Genomic DNA, 25302 nt, shown 5'->3' on the forward strand with positions numbered 1-25302 from the left:
CCTAAGCGTTATTGCCAAATGGTATTGAGTTGTTCTGCGAATCGGGTAATGCCGTAAAACTGTACTTCAAAGTGATCCATCATTATTCCGAGATACACGATCAGTAAAACACTCGCGATGGCACTTTTTATTGGCATGGCAAGGAAAAAAACATTCAATTGCGGTGCAAAACGACTGATAAGCGCCAGACCAAACTCAGCAAGAAACATTGCCAACACTAATGGAGCGGACATCAACACACCAAGCCACATAAGCTGTTCAAATTGCGCGTAGAAGAAGCTCACCCATGCGTCGCTAACGGTTGGGAAAAAGTCCACGATCGGCCAAGATGTATAGCTTTTGAATAACGCATAGATAAAAGTGACAAAGCCCCCGCCAGAGAAGAACAGGGTAATCAACGTTTGGGTCAGTAATACCGCTGTTGGTGTGGATTGTGAGCCTAGCGTTGGGTTAAACATACTTGCCATGGCAGCCCCACGTTGGTTGTCGACCAGAAAACCGGCCGCTTCTATCGCCCAAAAGGGGATAGCAGCAACAAACCCTATCAATAGCCCAATTAATACCTCCTTACCCAAAATCATTATCAGCCAAATGCCGTCGGTTTCTGCAGGCAAGCTTTGCTGATTAATCATCGGAAATATAAACAGTGCGAGTGAGCAAAGCACACCATTTCTCACCATGGTGCTGCCTAACATTTGCTTGCTCAAAATAGGCAAAAAGATGAAGCATGCCATTAACCGAGGTAACGTCAGGCTGTACAAAAATAAAGCCTGGTGTAAGTCGTGATAACTCATCGTATTTGAGGAATTTTATCCATAGCAAGCGAGGCGAAGGCGTGGAGCTCTGCCCCTAGCCATTGCGTTGTGACGAACAGCGTAATAATGACCGCGATAAGTTTGACCACAAAGCCTAACGTTTGTTCTTGGACCTGAGTTAACGCCTGAATAAGCGACACCAATGTACCAACCAATGCTGCGACTAAAATCGGCGGTAATGACAAGTACAACACTAGGGTTAATGCTTGAGTCGTGAAATGAATGATTTCAGCAGAATGCATACTTTCTCCGTGATTAACCGTAACTCAACACTAAGCCGTGGGTGAGCTTTGTCCAGCCGTCAAGCAAGACAAAAAGCAACAATTTGAAGGGGAGGGAAATCGTCATTGGCGATACCATCATCATCCCCATCGCGAGTAGGATATTCGACACAATTAGGTCAATAGCGATGAACGGTAAGTACAACAGAAAGCCAATTTCAAAAGCGCGAGTAAGCTCGCTGACGGTAAATGCGGGCAGTAAGAGCAATAAACTGTCCGACTCTAAACGGTCTACGTACTTCTGTGGCCACAATGTGCGTGCAGCATCAGTGAAGAATATGGCTTCGGTTTCCCGAATATGCTTTTTCAAAAATTCTCGATAAGGCTGTAAACCGCTTTCAATGAGGCCTTCTACACTTGCAGAATCTTCAAGGGAGATATCATGCTGCTTTACGTAGTCGTAGGTTTCAAATCCGACGGGAGCCATGATGAAAATTGACAAAATAATAGCCAATCCGTAAAGCGCCATATTCGGCGGAATTTGCTGTACACCGAGAGCGTTACGCAACAGTGAGAATACAACGGCGAGTTTCACAAACGACGTCGCCATCATGGCGATAAATGGGATCAGTGCCAGCAGTGCTAAGCTGACAATGAGATTGAGCTCGTCGGGTAACTGGATCATGCTGGCTCCTGCGTGCCACCGAACAGCTCCAGTACGCGCACGCCTAAATGTTCGTTAACATTAACCAGTTCACACTCACCAATGATTTTGCCGTTGGCACGCAATGTTACCGGCTTAGATACAGGCTGGTTTAGCTCGAATACGTACCCTGGCTGAAGCTGGTTAAGCTGCTCTAGCGTGATGGTTTGATGGCCGATATCAAACGTGAGTTCCACAGGCAGTTGCTGGTGGTCGGTTAACATTTCTGAAGTGTTTACGTCATTCATATTGGTTTCTTTTTCCATAATGTGAAGAGTTTGGTCATCCAGTTGGCAGCGCCAGAGATTCTGGTTAGATACTTGAAAAATGGCTTGTTGCTTGGCGATGTAACCATCGTCAAAAAAGATGACATCTCCCAGCTCGAGCGAATTAAATTCGCTTAACGTCAAATGGGTCCTTCCAAGACTTAACCACACAGGTAAAGCGAGGTGTCGAGCTTGTAGAGCAGCGCTGTTTGGTAGCGCATCCAACAACACGTCTGATCCTTCGCTAACCCACAAACAAAGAGAGCCGTTAGGCTTATTGAGGGTTAACATTAAAGTATGCTCTTGGGCCTGGCTCGCCTCTAACGGCTGTAGTTGACTAAGAATAGGTAACTGACCAAATAGCGCTTTGATTGCCTCACTATGCGGTTCTATCTGTGAGCTCAAAAGTGCTAACTGGAGGGAGTTAGGCAGGGACTCAAACGCAGTAGCATTTAAGGTCGATTTCAGCCAATGTTGGAGCTGCGCACGAGAAAAGTCTACTTGTAGGGTTTGCCCTCCAATCAACGTGGTTAAACGGAACCCTTCAAATGAAGGGATTTGAGCAACAGTAATCGATACGCTCTGACCATCAGTCCCTTGGAAGTGGCACTGTTTTGCACAAAGTTGATTGCTGAGCGCGATACTTTCTGCATCCACTTTGGGGATTATTAACGGCGTCATAGGTCATTCTCCGCTTGCCATTCTTCATACACGCTGCGTTGTTGGCGTGAGTGTTGTTGTTCATGTTGTTGTTGATCGAGCTGTTGAGTTTGTTCGCTGATCGCTAAGCGAAGTGGCTGCTCACCGCCGAATCGGTTTAGCCGTTCAGCAAGATCTTGTCTAGCTTGCTGGCTAATAATGGAAAGGGCATGCTCTTGTCGAATCGTCACGCTATACCCTTGAGCGTCCAACTTTATGTGGATTTCACCACCTTTTAATTGCCCTTCACTTAGAAACAGCCGAACCTCTTTGTTGTCCGATGCGGTTGGCAGAGCAACATAGATTTTGTCCACCAATTGCTGGAGTAATTGGTTTACGTCTCGCGTTGGGCTTGGTTGAGCCTGCGAAGCAACACTTTTTAGGATGACATCGCCTTGTGTTACCGCACTTGCAAAGGGTTGAGAAGGCACTTTTTCTTCATCCGTTTTAACGGCGACTAGTGCGCTTTTCGTCACGATTTTTTCAAGAGGCTTGGTTTCAGGCAGGCCACCAGTTTGGTCTGGTCGTTTGCCTGTATTCTGTAGCGACGGAGTTGCACGCTTATTGTGCGTTTTTTCAGTTTGCTTTTTCGTTAAGCCAACAATGTTAATCCCATATTGAGCGAGCTCTGTCTCTGTCGCACTTTGGGGAAGCAAGCCAGATTCAAGCGTAGAGAGACAATCCGGCGAGGTATGTTTATCCATCGGCGTCGGTTTATCATCTTTCAAATGAGCTTGAGCTTGAAAGTGAGGATCAACACGCTCGGTAGAAGGGGAGCTTAGAACTGTGTCGCCATCGCTTTTTCCATCATTTTTAAGCAATTTATTGTTTTCGCTAATTATTTCTTCGCTATTTGCTGCGTCGTCTTGCGGTTTCTCTATATCTCTCTTAGTGACGACGTCACTTTTACCTTTTAAAGTGGAGGTGTTTTTGTCAGCGTTGGCTTCTTGGTTCGATGAGTTAGGTTTCTTATCTAGACCTTGAGATGTCTTATGCCTTAGCGGTATGTCTTCTTCGCCAGTATGATTTTTTTGGGGATTCGCAACGATAGACTCCTTTCCCTTGCTAGGCTTCTTCGTCATTGCATGCTCGAATTGTGATTGAAGCTCGGCCTCCTTCTCGAGAGGCACTTGTTCCGGCGTTGATTTGTGCAGCGTATTCGATGTTTCAGTTGTTGGGGTAATGCGCATAGTGAACCTTTAGATAATGTCGACAGTGCGAAACTCTTCCTGTTCGAGTTCTTCTTGGTATTGCCTTTCTCGCGATTTTTCCGCGACTTCTTGTTGCTGCAACTGAACGAATTTTTCTTTGGTTTTATGGGCTTGTCGCGCCTCTTTTTGCTTTTCTTTAAGTGCCGAGCGTTCGATTTCAAGCGCTTTTTTTGACTCGGCCACACGTTGTTTAAGTTCGGCTTCTCTCTCTCTTAACAACGCGATTTCTTGTCTTAATGTTTCCAGCTCTTTAAGAACGAGCGTTTGTTGTTTTGCTTTAGCAAAACGTCGCTCTTCTTCTTCCTGGCGCCAAACGTGATAGTCCGCGACAGAACGTTCGGCCTTTTGAACCTGTGCTGCGGCGTTTGACACTCGGTATTCTTGACGCTTGACGGCTTTATCCGCACGGTCAGCGCGAATTTTTTTGATTTCTAATAAGCGTTCTATCATTGTTTCGCCATCCCTTTAAGTTGAGCGATAGCGCCATCAAGATCGCTTGGTTCATGCGTGCCTTGGCGTAAAAAGGCGTTTATATCATCACTTTGTGCAATGGCCATATCCGCTCGGCTATCTGCGCCATGTTGGTATTCGCCAATTTTGATTAGCAGTTCAACTTCTTCATACTTAGCTAACATTTCGCGAATATGAGCAGCAGACGCCTGATGATCGGATTCAACGATTTGATTCATCACTCGGCTTGCTGACCGAAGTACATCAATCGCAGGGTAATGGTTCATTGCCGCAAGTTTACGCGAGAGAATGATGTGCCCGTCTAGAATTGAGCGAGTTTCATCCGCGACAGGCTCTGTCATGTCGTCACCTTCCACCAACACGGTGTACAGTGCTGTAATTGATCCTTTGTCTGATTGTCCAGCTCGTTCCATCAGCTTTGGCAAAGCGGCAAAAACGGAAGGCGGATAGCCACGTCGTGTTGGTGGCTCGCCTGCGGCTAGTCCAATCTCCCTCTGTGCGCGGGCGAAACGCGTTACAGAATCCATCAGCAGTAGCACGCGTTTACCTTGGTCACGAAAATATTCTGCGATAGAAGTGGCAACAAAAGCGGCTTTGGCGCGCTCCATTGCTGGGCGATCAGAGGTAGCGACCACTAAAACCGATTTGGCCATTCCTTCTTCGCCTAGGTCATGCTCAATAAACTCGCGTACTTCGCGTCCGCGTTCACCAATTAAGGCGAGAACGGTCACGTCAACTTCTGCGGAGCGAATCAGTTTTGCCAGTAGGGTACTTTTACCCCCGCCAGCCGCTGCAAAAATACCCATGCGCTGACCTTCACCACAGGTCAGTAGCCCATCAATGGATCGAACGCCAAGAGAGATTGGCTTTTCAATCAGTTTACGTTGCATTGGTGGTGGCGCATCGCGATAAACAGGATACCAAGCGCTTGGTTCCTGACTTTGCGTACCATCGAAAGGACGTCCAAGCCCGTCAAGCGTTGTACCTAACAGGTGGTCGCCAACACCCACTTCGTGCATTTTACCCATTGGGCTTACTTCTGTATTTGAGGAAATCCCAAACATATTTCCTAACGGGGTGAGCAGAGCGTGATGCTGCTGGAAGCCAACCACTTCCGCTAACAAAGACAGAGTTTGATCGGGATTGCGCAACTCACACAGTTCACCTACACGAACGCCAGGGACGACAGCTTTGATAATGGTGCCGGTGACTTGTGTAACGCGCCCGCGAATTTGGATCAAACGCGTGTGTTTAATCGCAGATTGTTGGATATCAGTGATGTATGAGAAATCGTTCAAGGTAAAAATATGCGCAATGATTGATGCTGAGAGGATAGAAAGTATAAGAATCAATTTATAGTGAATATCAGTCGGGAGTTTTTAGAAAACTGAAAGCGCACTAAAAAAACACGTCTGATTTTGACAGCTTCAACAAAGCGCACTTTCTATAATTCGCCTGTATTGTGCGGAAGGAGTGCAAGTGAATGAGTATTATCAACAATCATATCGCAACAAATCCAAAGTTTGATGCGTCTATCCAAAACGGGTTGGAATCGTCTCGCCCCGACGTTTCACAAAAAGGCAATTATCGCGGTGAAACCGTCCGTGTTCACAATGCTACACAATCACTTTTTGATGCGATGGAAGAACTCACTTCACTCGGTTCCGAAAAAGCAGAGAAAGATCTGACTAAGCGCAAAGTGAAAGACAGTGGTGTTCGAGTTAATGAAGCACATGAACTCGTTTCGGACTATTTAAGAAAAGTCCCTGATCTTGAAAAGAATCAAAAGATCAAAGATTTGGCTACAAAAATGGCGGGAGGAAATATCTCGACCATCGCGCAATTACAAGCCTACTTGAATGGGTTTTCCGAGGAGAAAAGCCATCAATACCTCGCGCTAAAAGCCGTTAAAAAGTTTTTGAGTGCGAGTCCAGAAAGTAAACACCTACTAGCGCTGATTGACCAAGCACTTCTAAGAATCGAGCAAAACCCAGATACATGGTCTCAAATTGATACGGAAATCCGTGTCTCAAATTTTGCTGATGAATATAGCCAAGAGCAAGAGTTTAGCTCTTTGCATCAGCTGCGCGGCTTCTACCGCGATACCGTTCATAGTTATCAAGGGCTCGGCGCTGCTTATCAAGATGTGGTGGCGCGCTTTGGTGAGCAGGAGGTATCGACCGCTGTTGACTTTATGCTGCAAGGCATGAGTGCAGATCTTAGTGTTCAAGGTAGCAGTATCGATTCGGTTAAGTTGCAGTGGTTGATGTCCGATATGCAAAAACTCAAAACTCTAAATACGTTGCAAGATCGTGTGAGTCAGCTGTTCCAAATGTTTAAACCGGAAAGGACGAATTATGGCTTATCAAGTTTCTAATTTGATGGCTGATGTGATTGCGTTGGTAGAGCAGCGATGGGTAAGCAGTGATGAGATATGGAAAGTCGCCAACGCAATGGAATTGACGGCGGTAGAACAAAAAATCGATTTTTTTCGAGAGTTCCATAAGTTAGTTCGCGCAATCCCAATTGACGTATTCGCCGATGAAGAACAACGACAGAATTTAATCCAAGCGGTACAAAAGGCGCTAGACGAAGCCATTGATATAGAAGAAGAGGAAGCGTGGGAAGATGAGTTGGATTGATGCATCCGTCGATGAATTTTGCCGAGGAATGGGGCTCGATGCCGTCGATTTCTCATCAGCTGGACGGGTGCAGCTGGATTTTGAGCAAAGTGGTACGCTGCATATTGAGCGACAGGGTGAGCAGTTATTCTTGATGTTGTCTCGAGCGTTATCTTGGCATCAAACCAGTGACATGATTCAAAGTGCACTGTGTTTGTGTCATGCCGATCAAGGCTGGCCTTTCGAAATTAAAACCGGCTTGTTAGATGAACAAACTCTGGTTTTTTCAGCAAGGCTAAAAGGAGAAGAAGTAACACTTCCGACCTTAGAGCAAGCGTTTACGCTTTTGGCTCGTCTGCATAACGTTGTGGCAGGCTCATGACTCGAGTCAGCACTTTAAACGTAGGCATCGAAGCCTTTACGCATGTTACTCATAGTGAAGTTAAGGCCGATTTCCCAGAGCGATTTCAATTGCTTCCTGATGGTCAGGCGGTCGCTACACATTTAGAGAAGCTCTATGACCTCCGGCCTTCAGACCAATATCTCATCGCGTTAACTAAGCCCAAGCTGCTGCACTCAGAGTTGTTGCGTCCAGAAAAATACCGTCAACAATTTGATGAAACGTTAGCTCAGCTGCAAGTTCTTGCACAGGATTCAGGCTCCGCTTCTTTTATCAAAGCATCTGAAACGCTACAAAGTACGCAACTAGATCAGCGTTACCTCACTATGGCGCTCAATCTCCTTATTCAGGTCTAACCAACATGTTGAGATCCAAAGACATTGAACTCTTACTTGTTCACGCTGCGCTACAAGTTCAATACCAAAAGCCAGAGCATGCCATTTCTATTCTCGATGCGGTTCTAGAAATAGAACCGCAGCACAAAGAGGCGATGCAAACACTTGCTGTGGCGTGTTTACAAAGTGGTCGATATACCCGGGCGATTGAGGTGTGTGAGCACTTATTAAAATCTGACCTTCATCCTGACTCGGCAGGACTCTGGTTTTGTTTAAGCCAAGCGCGTTGGAAACAAAATGACGTCGATGGGGCACGCCAAGCGCACCGACGCTATCTGCAATCTTTAAATAGTGAATCACATGAATAAGTTGATCGATATTCTAAACAAAGTAGGGCAACGCAAAGACATCATGCTTGCGGTGATGTTACTCGCGATCGTCTTTATGATGATATTGCCACTTCCTACCGCACTGGTGGATGTGCTGATTGGCACCAACATGAGCATTGCGGTGGTGCTGCTTATGTTAGCGATTTACATCACCACGCCACTTGAGTTCTCTGCATTTCCTGCGGTGCTATTGATCACGACATTGTTTCGTCTGTCTTTATCTATCACGACAACCCGCTTGATCTTGCTACAAGGCGATGCTGGTCAAATCGTTTATACATTCGGTAACTTCGTTGTGGGCGGTAACTTAGTGGTCGGTATCGTTGTGTTCCTGATCATTACCATTGTTCAGTTTATGGTGATCACCAAAGGCTCAGAAAGGGTAGCAGAAGTTAGTGCGCGCTTCTCACTCGATGCGATGCCTGGTAAGCAGATGAGTATTGACGGTGACATGCGTGCCGGAGTAATTGACGTACACGAAGCTAGGCACCGACGATCACTGATTGAAAAAGAAAGCCAAATGTATGGCTCGATGGATGGCGCGATGAAGTTCGTTAAAGGCGACTCCATTGCGGGTCTGGTCATCATTGTGGTCAACATCTTAGGTGGCGTCACGATCGGGGTAACGCAAAAAGGCATGAGTGCTTCTGAAGCACTTGAATTGTTTGCGATTTTGACCGTTGGCGATGGTTTGGTATCGCAGATCCCGGCACTCTTTATCGCGATTACCGCCGGTATTATCGTGACGCGTGTTTCCCATGAAGACTCTTCTGATCTTGGATCGGATATTGGTGGGCAGGTGATTGCTCAGCCACGAGCTCTTCTTATTGGTGGTGTGCTTTTGGTGCTGTTCGCACTCATCCCTGGGTTTCCAAAAATCACTTTTCTGGTCTTGGCCGCCGTGGTTGGTGGTGGTGGTTTCTTCCTTTTCTATCAACAGAAAAAACAAGCTGAATCAGATAGCACCGACTTATCAAGCTTTGTTTCGCAAGGGGCCGGTTCGCCAGCAGCGAAGCCAAGCAAACCTACGCCTTCTAGAAACAGTAAAGGTAAGTTAGGTGAGCAAGAAGAGTTCGCCATGACGGTCCCGCTGTTGATTGATCTTGACGCGAGCCTTCAGGAAAGCTTGGAAGCAGTCGCATTAAATGAAGAGCTAGCAAGGGTGAGGCGCGCACTATATCTCGACCTCGGCGTGCCTTTCCCGGGTATCCACCTGCGTTTTAACGAGGGGATGCAAAATGGCGAATATTTAATTCAGTTACAAGAAGTTCCGGTTGCACGAGGACGAATTGTAAAAGACCAACTCTTGGTGACAGAAGGGAATGAGCAGATCGACTTATTAGGCGTGCCTTATGAGCAAGATGAAGATTTTCTACCCGGTATTTCTAGCATTTGGGTGGCACAGAGTTATGAGCAAAAACTCGTAGCCAGTCATGTCGGTTTTCTCACACCCGACAGGATTTTAACGTACCACTTGTCTCATGTTCTCAAGGAGTACGCACAAGACTTTATTGGTATTCAGGAGACGCGTTATCTGTTGGAGCAGATGGAAGGCAGTTATTCGGAGCTAGTCAAAGAGGCCCAGCGTATTGTTCCGTTGCAAAAAATGACGGAAATCTTGCAACGCTTGGTTTCTGAAGACATTTCTATCCGAAACCTTCGCGTGATCTTGGAAGCGATGGTTGAGTGGGGCCAAAAAGAGAAAGATGTTGTACAGCTGACGGAGTACATTCGTTCCAGCTTAAAACGTTACATTTGCTACAAATACGCGAGCGGACAAAACATGTTGCCCGCTTACTTATTGGATCAAAATCTCGAAGACACAATACGCAGCGGTATTCGTCAAACCTCAGCAGGGAGTTACTTGGCGTTAGATCCGTCAGTAACGCAACAATTTGTCAGTGATGTGAAACAGACCATTGGTGACTTAAGCCGCATGCCGAATAAACCTGTGCTAGTTGTGTCTATGGATGTACGCCGATATGTGCGAAAGCTTATTGAATCGGAATACTACGATCTGCCCGTTTTGTCATTTCAAGAACTAACCCAGCAAATCAATATTCAGCCACTGGGAAGGGTGGGGATGTAATGAAAACAAAACTAATACTCTCGCTGGCGCAAGCGGGGATCGAAGTGACGCCATACTTTTGGCAACAAAGTGAAATTCAACTTGGTTATCGAATTGAAGTTGAGGGCTTAGAGCTTGTTTTTCGGGTGGAGGACGGTGAAATCATCATCGTTCTTCTGAAACGCGTTCGTCCAAAATTGGGGTTGAGTAACCCCTTTGCCGGCTTATTTCTCTTGGCTGAACATGCCATTCAACTTTATCCCTCCGATTGGGTCATTCGCGGCAACGTCGATGTGTTACGTGGTAGCAACATGAGCAGCCAGCGATTGGCACAGTTCTATCTAAAAGCATGCGGTGCAAGCCATGATGAGCTAGACGAATGGTACTGTTTACGCCTAGCAGATTATAGACCTTTGAAAAAGTTGAAAAAGTAAAAACTCACGACTGTTACTGACAGCACCGATGAGATGACCCGCTTTAAGATAGGAATCAAGATGAAGCAACCGTTTACCGATGCGATTGAGAACGCTGAGCTTGCCATTAGAAAAGCTGAAGACAGAACCGATATTTTTAACGAGCTATTGGAAGGCTTAGGTGTTGGTCCTGTTGCGGGGGATGTTTTACTTGGCGGCATAAAAGCGCCAGTAGATACCATGAAACGTGCAGAGCAAGAGCTAATAGACGAAGTCCAGCGCCGCCGGCAACAACAAAATCAGCTACAAGGTACGTCAGGTAAACGCAGAAAGCGTCCCACAGTGATGCGCGGCATGATGATTTAGAGGTTTGGAAATGACGAATATGAAAACGACTGGCTCTACGACAGGAGCAACAGACACAGCTGCGAGTAGTGCACCATTACCCACTTTCCAACAAAACTTGATAGAGGCATTTACCCCTGTACTGGGTGAAGCAGAGACTCAGCAACTTGCCTCCCTAATCTCTTCATTGCCAACTATCTCGGGACAAACGGAATCACAAAGTATCGCGCTTTATGTTGATACGCTTGAAAACCTAAAAGCGAAAAATAACGCGTTTGCTGGTATATCATTGACCGACACCGCATCTGTCTGGATAAAGTCGCTACAAAGTTCTAACTCAGATGGCGAATTAACCACAGCTGAGTTTAATGCTCAAACAAACCAAACGCTATCAAATCAGTTTCAGGCTTGGTTTAGTAAGTTACTGACGGACAACGTAGATAGCTCGTTATCTACTGAGTTTGTTAGTCAATTTAATCTGGGCACTCAGAGTAACCAAGCGGAGCAGATCGCCAACCTCTCCGAGACAGGTCTGGCTAATGCCACCAAAGAAATTTCTCTTTTTGTTGCAGAGCTTGCTAATCAAATGGGCTCCCGTGAAGTGAGAGATGCTTCTATTTCTTTTCTTCGCAATGCCTTTAGTAGCTTAGGTTCCGTTAATCTCGCGCAACTGAAGAGCTCGGATTTTCTGTTGACTAAAGAGAGTTTCGCTCTTCAAGTCTCAGCTCAATTAAAAAGTAGTTTTCAAGGCATCGGTATTACTTTAAGCACCGATGACGCAAGTGCGCTAGCTAGCAGAATTACCTGGACTCCTGGTATTTCTAAACAGCAGCTTAAAGAAGCGTTAGATGAAATGGCCGCTCAAGTGAAAGGCCAATATAGCGCAGCTTATGGTGAGGCGAGTGGAACGAATAATCTAAAAGCAGCACTTAATACTGTCATTGGTGGAACTGAGCCTTTGACCCTTTCTAGTCTGTTCGCCAACTTCGCGGTGAGTTTAACAAATATAGAAATCGACGACTTTTACCAGGACAGCGCGATAGCCGATGTCCAAAAAACACAAATAACGGCAGCTCAAGTTAATTTGATCAAAGAAAACACCGAACGAGATATCCGATTACAGTTTGAAAAAATAGTAAAAGGTGAATCTACCGGGGCTTCATTTACTGAGCGATACGAGGCATTGCGCAAGAACTTAGGAGCATTGAAAGAGCGTCTACTCAATATCACCGATAAAGAGAAAGCGGATCGCGAGGTGAGAGCAGAGCACTCTCTAACGGCTCGTGATTTGTTGGCCGTTGTTGAGTCCAGCATTGGAGACCGTTTTGATGAGCAAGTGCTGCTTGCGCTAAATGAGCGTCGTGTTAACCGTTTAGAGAAACGTAATGACCAGAAAGAGGCATTAGAGGATCTCACAATACAGCTTAAAGTTTTTGGTGTTGTGCAATCAAAAATTCACTCTACGCAAAGTGTTGATGGGGTTTATAAACCGGGATATCCAGAAAGTAACTTCAAAGCGAGTGACTTTAACTACAGCAATCAAACGGATTTTGAAGCTTCACCTGAGTACAAGTATTTGACGGATAATAAGATAACAAACCATAGAGACTTCCTTCAAACACAAGGTATTACTATCGGTGATGGTGCGTCGTACCAAGACGAAGAGAAGTCGAAAAAACTGTCTAATTTTTCTAGTTCTGTCAGTGCTAAATCCAAGTTGCTTAACGATGAAGTGCAAATCAAAACCACTGAGCTGAACGACACCAGTTCTCAATACAACTCGACCGTTGAAGCGATGAACAAGTTTGTTCAGAAGTACCACAGTATTTTACAAGAAATCCTACGAGCCATTTAAGGATAACCAACCATGACTAAAACAAACGCGACCGATCCATCCCAAATGCAAGCAGAAGAGCTGCTGTCTTTTCTGGAAGAGGGAGGCACGCTAAAAATGTTGCACGATGTGTCTCAGGACACCATCGAACACATTTATGCCGTAGGTTACAACTTTTTCCAATCGGGAAAGATTGAGCAAGCAGCGAAAGTATTTCAATTACTCAGCATGCTTGATCATTATCAGGCGCGATTTTTCATTGGCCTTGGCGCGGCTCGTCAGGAGTTGGGTGAGTATCTGCAGGCAATAGACGCCTACAGCTACGCAGCGCTAGTGGACGTAAATGATCCACGCCCACCTTTTCACTCTGCTGAATGTCACCTGAAACTGGAACAACTGACAGAAGCAGAGAGTGGGTTTTACAGCGCGAAGGAGATGTCTGCCGGAAAATCACAATATGCAGATTTGCATGAGCGTGCAGGCATCATGTTAGAAGCGGTGAGAAATAAAAAGGAGTAATTAGACTATGAGTTCTATTGCACTTGACCGCATCCAGACACAGGTTTATAGCCCTGAATCTGGCCAAGCCACGTTAGATAACGTGCAGAAAACGGCGTCTACAGCGACGCCTTCTGTGACGGTAGAAAACGTGAAGAGTAAAGATGCAGATGTACTGAACACCGGAAAAGTAAAAGTTCAGTTAGATGCACCTAACGCAGCTGTTAGTGACAAAGTGAATGATTTGACGCTAAAAGCCATGGCACAGCTGCAAAAGATCGTCGATACCATTGCAAAATCTCTCCATGCAGTTGCAGACCAAACAGGTTCGATTGCCGTCAAAATCATCGCAGGATCTGCTGATGATTTTGAAGTAGAGCTTGCTGCTATCACGGATAAACTGAAAAGTGCTCAAAACGAGCTGAAAATTCAGGAAGTGAAGGTCGCAAAAGCTAAACACGAAAAAGAGATGGTGGAAAACCAAGACAAAATCAAAGAATCGGAAGCCGCTGCAAAAGAAGCCCAAAAATCAGGCTTAGCAGCGAAGATCTTTGGTTGGATCAGTGCGGTGGTTTCTATTGTTGTTGGTGCCGTAATGGTGGCAACGGGTGTTGGTGCAGCAGCCGGTGCACTTATGATCGCTGGTGGCGTTATGGGAGCAGTGAGCATGGCGTTGCAAGAGCCAGCCGTTCAAGATGCGCTAAAAGAAGCGGGCATAAATGTCGATGTGCTAAACAAAGTCGTAATGGCATTAGAAATCGCCGTCGCGGTTATTGGAGCTGTTGTGACGTTTGGTGGTGCAGCAGCTGGCGGTATCGCGAAACTTGCAGCAAAAGGTGCTGGTAAGGTAGCTCAAAAGGTCACGGAAATCGCTACGAAAGCCGCTGCAAACATGGCGAAAGTGGCGGATATGGGCACAAAAGCTGCGACAACAACAGCGAAAGCGATTCGTTATGGCGCAGAAACCGTCGATCTTGCCGTCAATGTGGGGAAAGGCGCAACGGACAGTGTCCATGCTGCTAACAATGCTCACGTGACAGAGATTCAGGCTGATATCACAGACCTTCGAGCCAAAATGACGTTAAGCCAGGCTGTCATTGATAAGCTCAAAGAAGAGATTGGTAAGTTGATGGAAGACTTCCAAGAGTTGATGAGCCTCATCATGCAAATGATTCAAGCGAAAAGTGAAACTATGCAAACGGTGTTAAGCCGTCCTGCAACGGTATAAGGAGTTTATTATGCTAGATAAAGTAGGCGGAACGGGTCGTGGTGAACTATACGGTTTAGGCTATACCATAAAAACCAACAAAGCAGAAAAAGCGCCGGAAACAAAGCTTGAAGCGGGCGCCGTTAAAAACCAAAGTGAGTCAGGTGTTTCTGGTGCAGCACGCTACCAGTTAGAGACACCTACAGCTCCTACAGTGAGTAACCAAGCTCAAGTTGTTGCAAACCTAATGAGCGCTCTTGCACCGACGGTGAGCTCATTAATGAGCACAACGATGAAAGCGCTTAACGGTGAGGAGGTGATCAAGTCACCATCAGATGCGGTATCACAATCGTTGACGCTATTAACATTGTTGTATCAAGTATCAAAGCTGAGCCGTGAGCAGCAAGTGCTACAACGTGAAATTGCTGTTGAAGCAAACGTCGCGAGTTTAGAAAGCCAAGCGGCAGAACTCAACAACTCGGCAAGCGCAATGATCGCGATGGCAGTCGTTTCGGGTGTATTAGCGGGTGCTACCGCAATTATTGGTGCCCTTGGTTCTTTCAAAGCAGGGAAAGAAATCAAGAATGAAATGGCGAGCAATAATGTACTGAAAACGCAAAAAGCTGGCTTCGATCAAGCAGAAGAGTTATTAAATAACAATAGCTTGTCTAAAACGCAGCAAGATCAGGTTAAGCGTGCGCACTCACTAGCGAAAGACAATATCGCAGACACGACAGCGCAGCTGACAAGTGGTGGCCGTAAGTTCGATAAGTTGATGAGCTCAAACCAAGCGAAGAACGCGATTCTTCAAGCTTTGGGCCAGATGGCAAACTCAGCATCGAATGTAGAGCAAACCAAAGCGCAAGCGCGCAGCAAAGATGATGAAGTACAAGCGACTCGCGCACAAGCAGCCAAACAGAAAGCCGATGAAAACATTGGTTTCCAAGAAGGTTTATTGAAAGAGCTACGTGACTTGTTCCGATCTATCTCAGATAGCCAGAACCAAGCGTGGCGAGCATCAGTCCCAACGGTGTAACCATCTGTTTCACTAACTACAAAGCGTTGTTTATACAACGCTTTTTTTATTTCAGCTATCTAAACTAGATACGGATATTTACTGGGTGATTTGTTTGTAAAGCAATATAACGTAGTGAGTTACATTGCATAAAAGTTACTGTTTTTGTTGAACTCAGCTCAAAGCTAACAACTTCATAGTAGCCTTGTTGCGTAAAATTAAGTTAAAGTGCCATTATTATTCACAAAAAGTGTGTTTAAGAATTTTTTGTAGTGAAGGGTGTAATTAGATACTCAATAACAAAATATGGTAGTTCGACTGGTGAGTATTTGGGAACAGAATTATATAAAACTCAACTTAATAAGTAGTCGAAGATGGAAGATATCAGTTTAGCATCAGATTTAGTGATTTATCTGACTACGGTTGGAATTTTAGGTATATTTGCTTGGTTTTTGTTTGTTATTTATTTGAAATCCAAGTGGTTGAGGTATCTTGAAGATGCTCTTGATAATGGAGTTCGATACTACACTCTGAATATATTCTTATGAGGTCACGGAGTACTACAATATGGAACTGTTTTTCTGAGCACTTTTCATGCGAAACGATATAAAATGTTAGAGAAGAGGGATAAGGTTCCAATTCATATTCAACGATTGTTTGTTCTCTCATTCGTATTATTTATTTCAAGTGCATCATGTCTTTTGGCTGGAGTTATAATTCATCATATTTATATAGAATAAAGGTTATCTAACAAGATTATAGTAATTTGACCTGAATATTTCTATCTAATAGATAGTTTAGAATGGGCATATCAGTCTAAAGATTTAATTTTCTAGACTGTACGGTTTACGCTTATATAGAGCCTTATATGATGGCAGAATATGCCGATAAAATGGTGATTACTAAGCTAACCGCCAAGGATGAGAACTCAAACGTTATCAAATTGTTAACGATTGCTATACTTAAATGGTCATCAACACAAGTAAAAGGGATGTTCAATGTTTAAGTTTAAGCAAATCGCACTTGCGGCTTCTTTGGCGGCACTCACAACAGGCTTTTCTGCGTCTGCGGAGGAAACGTTTGTCACGATTGGTACCGGTGGAGTAACAGGGGTTTATTATCCGACTGGTGGCGCTATTTGTCGCTTGGTTAACAAATCGCGAGAAGATCACGGTATCCGTTGTTCGGTAGAAAGTACTGGGGGATCGATTTATAACATCAACACTATTCGTGCTGGTGAATTGGACCTCGGTATCGCGCAATCAGACTGGCAGTATCATGCTTACAAAGGAACCAGTAAGTTTGAAGAAAGCGGGCCTTTTAAAGAGCTACGCGCCGTATTCTCCGTTCATCCAGAACCGTTTACTGTCGTTGCACGTAAAGACGCGAACATCAAAACTTTTGATGATTTGAAAGGTAAGCGCGTTAACATTGGTAATCCTGGTTCTGGTCAGCGAGGTACTATGGAAGTGCTAATGAACCAGTATGGTTGGAGTAACGACGACTTTAAGCTTGTCTCTGAGTTAAAAGCAGCAGAGCAATCAAAAGCACTTTGTGATAACAAAATTGATGCGATGATTTATACCGTTGGTCACCCAAGTGGAGCGATTAAAGAAGCCACTACGTCGTGTGATAGTAATATCGTAACGGTAGCTGGACCTAATGTAGAAAAGCTGGTTGCAGACAACAGCTTCTATCGTGTCGCAAATGTCCCGGGTGGTATGTATCGTGGCACAGATAGTGATGTTCAAACCTTTGGTGTGGGCGCGACGTTTGTTTCTTCTACTGCGGTACCAGAAGATGTGGTTTATAACGTGGTTAAAGCGGTATTTGAAAACTTCGATGATTTCCGCCGTCTCCACCCAGCGTTTGCAAACTTGAAGAAAGAGGAAATGGTAAAAGACGGTTTATCTGCGCCTCTTCACCCAGGTGCGCTCAAATACTACAAAGAAGTAGGGCTGATTAAGTAAGCGTTACCTTCTCTTATTATTGATGTAAAACGCCATCTTTCTCGATCAATGCCACTCGTTTAACTGCGAGTGGCATATTTCTATCTCTCGTCATCCTGTACAGCGACGAAGGAGCGTGATACAGGATCTTCCATCCGAGCACTTTGTGATCAAAATGGTTTCATTAGCCGCTCAGTGTAGTGCTATTAGATTCCTAACCTCGCTGGAGTGACACAAAAAATCGTTAAGCTATCTGCATTAATCTTTCGCGCTGGTGTTTTTGTAGGAGTGTTATCCACTTGTACAAGTTTTGCTTAAACATAAACATCAATGAAAAAGTAGATAGTGATGAGAATAGAAGAAAGAGCAACAAACCCTTTAACATGATTAGGATTCAGTTGACGAGAGACACGAGCTGCAAGATACCCACCTACCAACGTACCGACCAAAACAACACTACCTGTGTGCCAGTCAATGGAGCCATTGGCAACAAAAATCACGATAGCAATGAGTGAAACACACGTAGATACGAGCAATTTCAAACCGTTCATTAAATTAATGTCTTGGTGGCCAGCTACTACCAGATAGCTCAGAACAATAACCCCTAAACCTGCGTTGAAAAAACCACCGTAAGCAGAGACACCAACAAGTAGTAAACCCAACGCGATTGCTCCGAGTATGCCAGCATGTTTGTGCTCTTTCGCGACAGTTTTGATTAGCATTGTTAAACGAGAACCGGTGAGAAAAAGCACGGTGGCAAATAAGAGTAACCAAGGGATAGCTTCCATAAATAGCGATTCTGGCGTGTTGAGCAACAGATATGCTCCGACAGCGCCGCCGACTAAACTGAATGAGACTGTGAACAGCAGTTCATGCTTGTTCTTCATGATCTCTTCTCTGAACCCGACGGCTCCACTAATGTAACCCGCACATGAAGCATATGTGTTTGTTGCGTTAGCCATAATAGGAGGAACACCAACTGCCAATAGAGCCGGAAAAGTAATAAAGCTTCCGCCTCCCGCTATGGAGTTAATGATCCCACCAATTACGCCAGCAATGAATAAAAGTGAGAGTTCTAAAAGCATAAACAATCCTTGTTATGTTCTTTTTTATTGTTAGAGCTTCAGATGATCTAACCTACATGCTCTAATGTTCTGATATGAGGTTTACTTTACCCGCTCTAAAACAAAATTGTTCAGTTCTGTAACGTTTTTGATGACATGAACGGCTTTACTTTGAGAGTACCCTTCGAGGCGATACATAAAGTCATCATTCCAGAATGCGGGGCATTGCTGAAGAACTTTGTAGCTTTGTAACGTTCCTTTCAGTACCGAACTACCATCAGGCCAACCTTCAGGTTTTATGAATAGTCCTTTAAGGAGACGTTTCGTCACAAACCAATAGCTTACGGAGTATGGTAGATCAATATAAATGAGAGTATCGGCTGCATCTAAACGAGCGTTGAAAGAGCTGATCGGTCCAAGGCCATCTATAATCCAACGATCTGAGCTTAGTATATTGCTATGGGCTTCATCAAAAACGTTACGCTCAACGGGATCACCGTTTGGTTTATAGACTATTGAATCTAATTGATGAAGAGGAAGACCGGTAGCCGACGCGATTACTTTACTTACCGTCGATTTTCCACTACCGGGTTTACCAAAAACTGCTATTTTTTGCATTGTGACCGCCTCCAAGAGAGCTTTTCCCATACGGTAGAGACAGAAAACCCACCGCTATGGGTGGGTTCGATAAATACTGAGCGCATCAAAAAATCCCACCATTCCTATGGAATGATGATAATTCGTTGGTTAAGTTGCGCTAAGTGTGTGTTCATACAATCACCTTCATATAACGACAGTGATTTGTCAATACCATCTGTACAACAAGCGAACGATTTGGAAGGGGGAAGATAAAGCCATCACGATGGATGGCTTTATCTAGGTTGAAAGAGACAGCGATTACTGCTCAACGCTGACTGGCTGTGCTTTAAACTTTTGAATCAGCTTTACGATTAGTGGACTTGCCAATACCAATACAGCTAAAACAGTAAAGGTAAGGGTAATAGGACGCTCCCATAGGAAACTCAGTTCTCCATCTGAAATCATTAATGCGCGGCGTAAGTTCTCTTCCATTAATCCTCCAAGGATGAAGCCCAGCAATAAAGGTGCGAGCGGGAAGTTAGCGAGCCGAAGTGCAATGGCAGCCATAGCAACAATCAGCATCACGAACACATCCATAGTGTTAAAGGAGACCAAATAAACCCCGGTGATTGAGAAGAATAAAATCATCGGTAGAAGCACCGTTCTTGGAACCGCCAAAAGCTTTGAAATGTACGGAATCAACGGTAAGTTCAGGATCACAAGTACGATGTTGCCGAAGTACATGGAAATGATCACTGACCAGAACACATCTGGGTGTTCAACAAACAGGCGAGGGCCAGGTTGAATACCATAAGCGATCAGAGCGCCGAGCATTATTGCTGTTGTACCAGAACCCGGAATACCAAGCGTTAATAGCGGTACAAATGAACCACTAGATGCTGCATTGTTCGCAGACTCTGGCGCAACCAAGCCACGGATACTGCCTTTACCGAACTCATCCTTTTTCTCTTTAGGTGCGAGGTTGCGCTCCATACCATAGCTTAAAAAAGCAGCAATGGTTGCCCCTGCGCCAGGAAGAACGCCAGTGAAGAAACCTAATATTGAAGAGCGAATTGAAACAGGCGCAACATCTTTGATTTCTTCCTTGGTCACTTTCATTGAGCCAATGTTGCTCAGCTTTTCTTGTTCTTCATCGCTGGTGTCTTTTGATGGTTTAAGGATGCCCATCAGTGTCTCACCCAGTGCGAATGTCGCCATTGCAAGCAACAAGAAGCTAAAGCCATCCATTAAATCCGTTAAACCGAAGGTAAAGCGTTCAACGCCTACGCCTTTATCGATTCCAACTGTAGATAGCATCAAACCAAGAATGGTCATCATCCACGCTTTGATTACCTGACCTTTCCCCGCAAAAGCCGCGACTGCTGATAACCCAAGTAGCATCAACGCAAAATAGTCCGACGATTGGAAGCTAAGGGAGACGCTAGCCAATGCTGGTGCGGCAACAAGCAACATAATGGCAGATAGCGTACCGCCAGTGAAAGACGAATAAGCTGCCAAAGCTAATGCTTTACCTGCCTGGCCTTTTTGAGCCATTGGGTAGCCGTCGAATGCTGTGACCACGGTTGAAGAACAACCCGGCGCGTTAATTAAAATCGACGATGTAGAACCACCAAATACCGCACCGTAATAAACACCCGCCATTAAAATAAGGCCAGAGGAGGGCTCTAGGCCATAAGTAATTGGGATCATCAAAGCAATGGCTGAGATCGGCCCAAGTCCAGGTAACATGCCGATAAATGTACCGACGAAGCAACCAACGATCACCATCATAATGTTCATTGGCATTACTGCGGTGGATAAACCTTGTAGAATTCCATCTAACATAATTCAGTCCTTTCTTTGACTACCAGATGGTGAAAATCAAACCCGGTTCGAGATAGATGTCCAAACCTTGAGTGAGTAATAAGTAGAACGCGATCACGAATGGAAACGACGCGCCAAACAGAACGGGTTTACGTCTTTCCCCGAGCAGATAAAAGCCAGCCAATAAAAAGAAGCCAGTAGCTATCACAAAACCTAGATAAGTCAGGCCCACGCCGTAGAGCGCCATTAAAATTAAAAAGGCAATCAGTAACTTCCAATTGAAGGTCAGCACTGCGCCACTTTGTTTATCTGGTTGTCCTGTCACCAGCAATAGCAAAGAAAGGCCGACACCAACGTAAGTCAGGATGGTTGGCAGAGTACGTGCGGTGAATGGTTCATACTCATCACCTGGAAACAATGGAATTTGTGAGGTTTGATAACCGTAGCAAAGACAGAAAAGTAGAAAGATCATTGCGCCGACGCGGTCACGACAGAGCAAATACTCTTTGGTGAAAAAGTTGGTTGAACGAGGCATATTCAACTCCTAACAAAAGTAAAAAAGACCGCATATGGACGTCAATGAATAAACTAAACCATTAACAATTAAGCATTTCGCTGCTAGTCGAGCCGCTTTGGGTATATAAACAAAGGAGTGTGCATGTCGATTGTCGACAATGTCCATATGCGGTGAAACTTAGAGTACAAATACAATGGGGAAATACCAACCTACGTTATTCATTGAGGTTGGTATCTGAGGGACCCCAATTCGATTGTTACTTCAGGAAGCCTAACTCGCGCATTAAGTCACCCATCTGCTGCTCTTGATCTTCAAGAAACGCGAAGAATGCTTTATCCGCTTTATAGTTGTCGATCCAACCATTGCGGTCTCGAACGACTTGCCATTCGTCGGTGTTATACATTTTAGTAAATGCGGCATTCCATTCATCTAGCTTTTCTTGGCTTGTGCCTGGTGCTGCAAAGAATCCACGCCAGTTAGCAAAGACAGTTTCATTACCATATTCGGTGAGAGTTGGAATGTTAGGCGCAGCTTCTAAACGTTTTGGTGCTGTAATCGCTAACACTTTCACTTGCCCAGACTTAGACATTTCGAGTACTTCACCTAGCCCTGTAGAGAGCAGTTGTGTTTCGCCTGAAAGTAGGGCAGCCATGGCTTTTCCACCTGCATCATAGGCAATGTAACGAACTTTGCGCGCATCAAAACCTTCACCTTTGAAAGCCGCTGCTATAACCAAATGATCCATAGAACCACGAGCAGAGCCACCAGCAACCTTCACTTTACGAGGGTTTTCTTTAAAAGCTTTAACGACATCTTCCCAAGAGTTGTAAGGAGAATCGGCTGATGTAACAATGGCGCCATAATCGGCAACCGTTGCGGCAACAGGAGTCAAGTCGCGGAAAGATTGTGGGAAGATCCCACTGAGCGAGCGAACGACGATCGGTGTTGAGTTCACCATGAGTGTATCTTCTTGACGATCAGCCGTTTCAATCAAATGTGCGATTGCTTTGCCACCGCCGCCACCAGATAGGTTTTGAAATGATACGGTTTCGACGATGTCTGACTTTATTAATACATCACCAGTACCTCGGGCGGTCATGTCCCAACCGCCACCGGCACCTCCAGGGATAAGAAAGTGCATTTTTTCAATATCTGCAGCAAGAGCGTTGAATGAAAATGAAGCTGCGATGATTGAAGCGGCGAGCGTTGGTTTGAGTACCTTTAACATGTTCACGTTCCTTATGTTAGCGACTCTATTTAGTTGAGCCTTATTGTTTTTGCTCAGTTGTCATGCCTTGTAAGCGTTAAAGCTGAACTTGGTGTAAAGGTTAATTAAGTGTTAAATATCTGTCTGTAAAAGAGATATAAAGAGAATATTGAGCATTTCGGTTATTTTGTTCATAAAGTTCACGGCGAGAAGTTGGTGTTAGGTCACGCGGCTTTACGCTTTGGTAGGCCATAATAAAATGACGGAAAATGAACGAGGAAAAGAGAATGAAAGGGAAGTGTTTGTGCGGCGCAATTGAAGTCATCGCTGAGGTTAAAAATGAGGTTAGCCTGTGCCATTGCTCTATGTGTCGAAAATGGTCGAGTGGCGCACTTCATGCGGTGCATTGTGGGCCTAACGTGACGTTTAAAGGTGGCGAACCTAAACGTTATCAGTCGTCAGACTGGGGAGTGAGGGGGTTTTGCGGTGAGTGTGGCACAAACCTTTTCTACCATTTGTTGCCGACAGGTGAGTACATTCTTTCCGCTGGTTTGTTCGATAACCCAGATTTCAAACTCACTTTAGAGATTTTTACCGATGAAAAGCCAGCTTATTATGACCTCAATTCCGCTTCACAAAAGATGACTTCGCAACAAGTCTTTGATCAATTTGTACCTAAAGAATAGTTTTTTATCCGATTATTGTTCGACAGCTGAGCTTTTAGTTTTTAGATCATAAGCTTAAAGGTTTACAAGTTGTCGACAATATGAGTTCCCCATTCTTTATTTCTGCTAAAAACGGCACTTAATAGGCATTTTAGGCCAATTTAAATTACGACCTTAGTCTAAATTGTCGACAATTTACTTGATTGTCGACACTTTGATCGACTACTTTATATTCAGGTTAAGAAATTGTAGACATTTCGATGTCGGTAACAAGAGTATCTGAATATGAACTCTGAGTTGAAAGCTCGTTATAAAGTGCTGGGTTCTGAGAAAGAACACACCAAATCCGAAACGCTGACCGAAACACTGATTGAAGTCATTGTTAATGGCGATGTGAAGCCTGGCCATAAGATATCAGAGCCTGAGCTAGCAAAGAAATATCAAGTCAGTCGTGGGCCTTTGCGTGAAGCATTGATGCGCTTAGAGGGGCTAGGGCTCATCGAGCGAATTCCTCATGTTGGGGCTAGAGTGACCACTTTTTCTCCGGAAAAGCTGATAGAACTTTATGCCGTTCGAGAAGCATTGGAAGGCATGGCGGCAAGGTTAGCTGCGCGACACATTACGCAAGAAGAGCTCTTAAGCTTGGAAATGCTATTGTCGACACATTCCAAGCATATAGACCAAATGGAAGGCGCGTCTTACTTCCATCAACATGGTGACTTTGATTTTCACTATCGCATCATCCAAGCGAGCAGAAACAGTAAGTTAATATCTCTGCTGTGTGATGAACTCTATCACTTATTACGGATGTATCGTTACCAGTCGCCACGTGCGCAATCTCGCCCGAATGAGGCGCTCACCGAACACAAATTCATTTTGGAAGCCATTCGCAATCGCGATGAAGAGCTTGCAGAAATGTTGATGAGAAGACACATATCAGGAAGTCGAAAGCTCATCCAATCTCAAATTATACATACAGAAAGTTTAGACAAAGACTAGAAGGAATTCGTCATGAGCTTAACACCGGGAGCGAAATTCAGACTCGCCATTGAACAAAATAATCCACTACAAATTGTCGGCACTATAAACCCGTATTGCGCCATGATGGCAAAAAACTTGGGTCACCAAGCGATTTACTTGTCTGGTGGCGGTATCGCAAATGCTTCATACGGATTGCCGGATCTCGGTATCACAACATTAAACGACGTTTTGGTTGATGTTGACCGTATTACTAACGCATGTGATTTGCCTCTTTTGGTTGATATCGACACGGGCTTTGGCGGTGCATTTAACATTGCTCGCACGATCAAAGCGATGGAAAAAGCGGGCGCGGCAGCGGTGCACATGGAAGACCAAGTCGCACAGAAACGTTGTGGTCATCGTCCGAACAAAGCAATAGTCAGCCAGCAAGAGATGGTTGATCGTGTAAAAGCCGCGGTTGATGCACGCAATGATGAAAGTTTCGTGATTATGGCTCGTACTGACGCGTTAGCTGTTGAAGGCATGGACAGCGCAATCGAGCGCGCGATTGCGTGTGTGGAAGCTGGCGCAGACATGATCTTCCCCGAAGCGATGAACAAGCTGGACCAGTACCTTCAGTTCTCAAATGCGCTTGAGCAAGCGACCGGAAAGCACGTTCCTATTCTGGCGAATATTACAGAATTTGGCGCGACACCGCTGTATGGCTGCGATGAGCTAGCGAAAGCAAAAGTGGACATGGTGCTTTATCCATTAAGTGCGTTCCGTGCCATGAACAAAGCTGCTGAAACGGTCTACAAACATTTGCTAGAAGTGGGTAATCAGGAAGCACTGGTTGATTCGATGCAAACACGTAAAGAGTTGTATCAGCACCTGAATTACCACGACTATGAAGACAAACTTGACCAGTTATTCTCTGAAGGGAAATAGCGGGGGAAAAGCAAAAATAAACGGAAGCCCAAGAAAAAGATAATCGGAATTTATCTCATCTAATAACGTGAAATTCGT

28 protein-coding genes are annotated in these 25302 nt (G+C 44.9%); 16 read left to right on the plus strand and 12 right to left on the minus strand.

The window, feature by feature from the left end; genetic code table 11:
• Window positions 1–8: 8 nt before the first annotated feature.
• The 7 genes from sctT to vscN are packed head-to-tail and all read right to left on the minus strand — an operon-like array spanning window position 9 to window position 5684.
• A complete protein-coding gene (gene sctT / locus NL626_RS12370; RefSeq protein ID WP_253657404.1) occupies window positions 9–794 on the minus strand; it encodes a type III secretion system export apparatus subunit SctT in 786 nt (261 codons plus the stop codon).
• Window positions 791–1057 carry a SctS family type III secretion system export apparatus subunit VscS gene (vscS, locus tag NL626_RS12375; RefSeq protein ID WP_005377227.1) on the minus strand — a complete coding sequence of 89 codons (267 nt, stop codon included), beginning with the start codon at window positions 1055–1057 and terminating at the stop codon, window positions 791–793. Before vscS ends, sctT begins: the two co-directional genes overlap by 4 nt.
• Before the next feature lie 13 nt (window positions 1058–1070).
• Window positions 1071–1721: a SctR family type III secretion system export apparatus subunit VscR gene (gene vscR, locus NL626_RS12380; RefSeq protein ID WP_005377232.1), complete on the minus strand. Its 651-nt coding sequence runs from the start codon at window positions 1719–1721 to the stop codon at window positions 1071–1073.
• Window positions 1718–2686 (minus strand): SctQ family type III secretion system cytoplasmic ring protein VscQ, encoded by a 969-nt coding sequence (gene vscQ, locus NL626_RS12385; RefSeq protein WP_017634547.1) that lies wholly within the window; start codon window positions 2684–2686, stop codon window positions 1718–1720. Before vscQ ends, vscR begins: the two co-directional genes overlap by 4 nt.
• Window positions 2683–3894 (minus strand): type III secretion system needle length determinant, encoded by a 1212-nt coding sequence (locus NL626_RS12390; RefSeq protein ID WP_213874506.1) that lies wholly within the window; start codon window positions 3892–3894, stop codon window positions 2683–2685. The genes vscQ and NL626_RS12390 overlap by 4 nt, the downstream gene beginning before the upstream one ends.
• Before the next feature lie 9 nt (window positions 3895–3903).
• Complete coding sequence (locus NL626_RS12395) at window positions 3904–4365, minus strand: type III secretion protein (protein ID WP_005377236.1); 462 nt, start codon at window positions 4363–4365, stop codon at window positions 3904–3906.
• Entirely contained in the window at window positions 4362–5684 is a 1323-nt protein-coding gene (gene vscN / locus NL626_RS12400) for a SctN family type III secretion system ATPase VscN (RefSeq protein ID WP_213894451.1), read from the minus strand. The genes NL626_RS12395 and vscN overlap by 4 nt, the downstream gene beginning before the upstream one ends.
• 185 nt (window positions 5685–5869) lie before the next feature.
• On the opposite strand from vscN, the gene sctW reads away from it, so the two are divergent.
• From sctW to NL626_RS12465, 13 genes are all read left to right on the plus strand, one after another.
• The gene (gene sctW, locus NL626_RS12405) at window positions 5870–6763 is read left to right on the plus strand and encodes a type III secretion system gatekeeper subunit SctW (protein WP_017821331.1); all 894 of its coding nucleotides are present in this window, start codon (window positions 5870–5872) and stop codon (window positions 6761–6763) included.
• Window positions 6744–7028: a TyeA family type III secretion system gatekeeper subunit gene (locus tag NL626_RS12410; RefSeq protein ID WP_005377239.1), complete on the plus strand. Its 285-nt coding sequence runs from the start codon at window positions 6744–6746 to the stop codon at window positions 7026–7028. The genes sctW and NL626_RS12410 overlap by 20 nt, the downstream gene beginning before the upstream one ends.
• Complete coding sequence (gene sycN, locus NL626_RS12415) at window positions 7015–7389, plus strand: type III secretion chaperone SycN (protein ID WP_213964382.1); 375 nt, start codon at window positions 7015–7017, stop codon at window positions 7387–7389. The genes NL626_RS12410 and sycN overlap by 14 nt, the downstream gene beginning before the upstream one ends.
• Window positions 7386–7763: a type III secretion system protein VscX gene (gene vscX / locus NL626_RS12420; protein ID WP_005377246.1), complete on the plus strand. Its 378-nt coding sequence runs from the start codon at window positions 7386–7388 to the stop codon at window positions 7761–7763. The genes sycN and vscX overlap by 4 nt, the downstream gene beginning before the upstream one ends.
• A 5-nt stretch (window positions 7764–7768) precedes the next feature.
• Window positions 7769–8110 carry a type III secretion system chaperone VscY gene (vscY, locus tag NL626_RS12425; protein WP_005377248.1) on the plus strand — a complete coding sequence of 114 codons (342 nt, stop codon included), beginning with the start codon at window positions 7769–7771 and terminating at the stop codon, window positions 8108–8110.
• Window positions 8094–10220: a SctV family type III secretion system export apparatus subunit VcrD gene (gene vcrD / locus NL626_RS12430; RefSeq protein ID WP_086013006.1), complete on the plus strand. Its 2127-nt coding sequence runs from the start codon at window positions 8094–8096 to the stop codon at window positions 10218–10220. Before vscY ends, vcrD begins: the two co-directional genes overlap by 17 nt.
• Complete coding sequence (locus NL626_RS12435; RefSeq protein ID WP_253657405.1) at window positions 10220–10633, plus strand: LcrR family type III secretion system chaperone; 414 nt, start codon at window positions 10220–10222, stop codon at window positions 10631–10633. Before vcrD ends, NL626_RS12435 begins: the two co-directional genes overlap by 1 nt.
• Before the next feature lie 60 nt (window positions 10634–10693).
• Window positions 10694–10978 carry an LcrG family type III secretion system chaperone gene (locus NL626_RS12440; RefSeq protein WP_005395092.1) on the plus strand — a complete coding sequence of 95 codons (285 nt, stop codon included), beginning with the start codon at window positions 10694–10696 and terminating at the stop codon, window positions 10976–10978.
• Between the two features lie 10 nt (window positions 10979–10988).
• A complete protein-coding gene (locus tag NL626_RS12445; protein ID WP_301338853.1) occupies window positions 10989–12812 on the plus strand; it encodes a virulence-associated V antigen in 1824 nt (607 codons plus the stop codon).
• A 12-nt stretch (window positions 12813–12824) separates the two neighbouring features.
• Window positions 12825–13310 (plus strand): SycD/LcrH family type III secretion system chaperone VcrH, encoded by a 486-nt coding sequence (gene vcrH / locus NL626_RS12450; RefSeq protein WP_005377258.1) that lies wholly within the window; start codon window positions 12825–12827, stop codon window positions 13308–13310.
• Between the two features lie 7 nt (window positions 13311–13317).
• Window positions 13318–14517, plus strand: a complete 1200-nt coding sequence (gene vopB / locus NL626_RS12455; protein ID WP_054866172.1) for a type III secretion system translocon subunit VopB — start codon at window positions 13318–13320, stop codon at window positions 14515–14517.
• Window positions 14518–14527: 10 nt separating this feature from the next.
• A complete protein-coding gene (vopD, locus tag NL626_RS12460) occupies window positions 14528–15532 on the plus strand; it encodes a type III secretion system translocon subunit VopD (RefSeq protein ID WP_253657407.1) in 1005 nt (334 codons plus the stop codon).
• Window positions 15533–16509: 977 nt separating this feature from the next.
• A complete protein-coding gene (locus tag NL626_RS12465) occupies window positions 16510–17481 on the plus strand; it encodes a TAXI family TRAP transporter solute-binding subunit (RefSeq protein WP_005388171.1) in 972 nt (323 codons plus the stop codon).
• 293 nt (window positions 17482–17774) lie between these two features.
• On the opposite strand, the gene NL626_RS12470 is transcribed toward NL626_RS12465, so the two are convergent.
• The 5 genes from NL626_RS12470 to NL626_RS12490 form a co-directional block, all read right to left on the minus strand.
• A complete protein-coding gene (locus NL626_RS12470; RefSeq protein WP_047102688.1) occupies window positions 17775–18545 on the minus strand; it encodes a sulfite exporter TauE/SafE family protein in 771 nt (256 codons plus the stop codon).
• An 81-nt stretch (window positions 18546–18626) separates the two neighbouring features.
• Entirely contained in the window at window positions 18627–19142 is a 516-nt protein-coding gene (locus tag NL626_RS12475; protein ID WP_064353969.1) for a hypothetical protein, read from the minus strand.
• Window positions 19143–19421: 279 nt separating this feature from the next.
• Entirely contained in the window at window positions 19422–20948 is a 1527-nt protein-coding gene (locus tag NL626_RS12480; protein WP_005388177.1) for a tripartite tricarboxylate transporter permease, read from the minus strand.
• 19 nt (window positions 20949–20967) lie between these two features.
• The gene (locus tag NL626_RS12485; protein WP_005388179.1) at window positions 20968–21462 is read right to left on the minus strand and encodes a tripartite tricarboxylate transporter TctB family protein; all 495 of its coding nucleotides are present in this window, start codon (window positions 21460–21462) and stop codon (window positions 20968–20970) included.
• Between the two features lie 238 nt (window positions 21463–21700).
• A complete protein-coding gene (locus NL626_RS12490) occupies window positions 21701–22672 on the minus strand; it encodes a tripartite tricarboxylate transporter substrate binding protein (RefSeq protein WP_213908116.1) in 972 nt (323 codons plus the stop codon).
• A gap of 266 nt (window positions 22673–22938) precedes the next feature.
• Here NL626_RS12490 and NL626_RS12495 point away from each other — a divergent pair, with 266 nt between their 5' ends.
• From NL626_RS12495 to prpB, 3 genes are all read left to right on the plus strand, one after another.
• On the plus strand, window positions 22939–23337 hold the full coding sequence (locus NL626_RS12495; protein WP_253657408.1) for a GFA family protein: 399 nt from the start codon (window positions 22939–22941) through the stop codon (window positions 23335–23337).
• A gap of 264 nt (window positions 23338–23601) precedes the next feature.
• Entirely contained in the window at window positions 23602–24315 is a 714-nt protein-coding gene (locus NL626_RS12500) for a GntR family transcriptional regulator (RefSeq protein ID WP_005377279.1), read from the plus strand.
• A 12-nt stretch (window positions 24316–24327) separates the two neighbouring features.
• Window positions 24328–25224, plus strand: a complete 897-nt coding sequence (gene prpB / locus NL626_RS12505) for a methylisocitrate lyase (RefSeq protein ID WP_005388185.1) — start codon at window positions 24328–24330, stop codon at window positions 25222–25224.
• The last annotated feature ends 78 nt before the right edge of the window (window positions 25225–25302 follow it).

The organism is Vibrio sp. Y58_MX_L22, assembly GCF_024181865.1.
Taxonomy (GTDB): Bacteria; Pseudomonadota; Gammaproteobacteria; order Enterobacterales; family Vibrionaceae; genus Vibrio; species Vibrio alginolyticus.

Coding starts and splice junctions, on each gene's coding strand:
- NL626_RS12395 (WP_005377236.1), bottom strand. CDS start 4,365: ATGATAGAACGCTTATTAGAAATCAAAAAAATTCGCGCTGACCGTGCG.
- sctT (WP_253657404.1), bottom strand. CDS start 794: ATGAGTTATCACGACTTACACCAGGCTTTATTTTTGTACAGCCTGACG.
- sctW (WP_017821331.1), top strand. CDS start 5,870: ATGAGTATTATCAACAATCATATCGCAACAAATCCAAAGTTTGATGCG.
- vscX (WP_005377246.1), top strand. CDS start 7,386: ATGACTCGAGTCAGCACTTTAAACGTAGGCATCGAAGCCTTTACGCAT.
- NL626_RS12485 (WP_005388179.1), bottom strand. CDS start 21,462: ATGCCTCGTTCAACCAACTTTTTCACCAAAGAGTATTTGCTCTGTCGT.
- NL626_RS12500 (WP_005377279.1), top strand. CDS start 23,602: ATGAACTCTGAGTTGAAAGCTCGTTATAAAGTGCTGGGTTCTGAGAAA.
- NL626_RS12465 (WP_005388171.1), top strand. CDS start 16,510: ATGTTTAAGTTTAAGCAAATCGCACTTGCGGCTTCTTTGGCGGCACTC.
- NL626_RS12470 (WP_047102688.1), bottom strand. CDS start 18,545: ATGCTTTTAGAACTCTCACTTTTATTCATTGCTGGCGTAATTGGTGGG.
- vscY (WP_005377248.1), top strand. CDS start 7,769: ATGTTGAGATCCAAAGACATTGAACTCTTACTTGTTCACGCTGCGCTA.
- vcrH (WP_005377258.1), top strand. CDS start 12,825: ATGACTAAAACAAACGCGACCGATCCATCCCAAATGCAAGCAGAAGAG.
- NL626_RS12440 (WP_005395092.1), top strand. CDS start 10,694: ATGAAGCAACCGTTTACCGATGCGATTGAGAACGCTGAGCTTGCCATT.
- NL626_RS12390 (WP_213874506.1), bottom strand. CDS start 3,894: ATGCGCATTACCCCAACAACTGAAACATCGAATACGCTGCACAAATCA.
- sycN (WP_213964382.1), top strand. CDS start 7,015: ATGAGTTGGATTGATGCATCCGTCGATGAATTTTGCCGAGGAATGGGG.
- NL626_RS12490 (WP_213908116.1), bottom strand. CDS start 22,672: ATGTTAAAGGTACTCAAACCAACGCTCGCCGCTTCAATCATCGCAGCT.
- NL626_RS12435 (WP_253657405.1), top strand. CDS start 10,220: ATGAAAACAAAACTAATACTCTCGCTGGCGCAAGCGGGGATCGAAGTG.
- vopD (WP_253657407.1), top strand. CDS start 14,528: ATGCTAGATAAAGTAGGCGGAACGGGTCGTGGTGAACTATACGGTTTA.
- vscQ (WP_017634547.1), bottom strand. CDS start 2,686: ATGACGCCGTTAATAATCCCCAAAGTGGATGCAGAAAGTATCGCGCTC.
- NL626_RS12445 (WP_301338853.1), top strand. CDS start 10,989: ATGACGAATATGAAAACGACTGGCTCTACGACAGGAGCAACAGACACA.
- vscS (WP_005377227.1), bottom strand. CDS start 1,057: ATGCATTCTGCTGAAATCATTCATTTCACGACTCAAGCATTAACCCTA.
- vopB (WP_054866172.1), top strand. CDS start 13,318: ATGAGTTCTATTGCACTTGACCGCATCCAGACACAGGTTTATAGCCCT.
- NL626_RS12410 (WP_005377239.1), top strand. CDS start 6,744: ATGGCTTATCAAGTTTCTAATTTGATGGCTGATGTGATTGCGTTGGTA.
- NL626_RS12475 (WP_064353969.1), bottom strand. CDS start 19,142: ATGCAAAAAATAGCAGTTTTTGGTAAACCCGGTAGTGGAAAATCGACG.
- NL626_RS12495 (WP_253657408.1), top strand. CDS start 22,939: ATGAAAGGGAAGTGTTTGTGCGGCGCAATTGAAGTCATCGCTGAGGTT.
- vscR (WP_005377232.1), bottom strand. CDS start 1,721: ATGATCCAGTTACCCGACGAGCTCAATCTCATTGTCAGCTTAGCACTG.
- NL626_RS12480 (WP_005388177.1), bottom strand. CDS start 20,948: ATGTTAGATGGAATTCTACAAGGTTTATCCACCGCAGTAATGCCAATG.
- prpB (WP_005388185.1), top strand. CDS start 24,328: ATGAGCTTAACACCGGGAGCGAAATTCAGACTCGCCATTGAACAAAAT.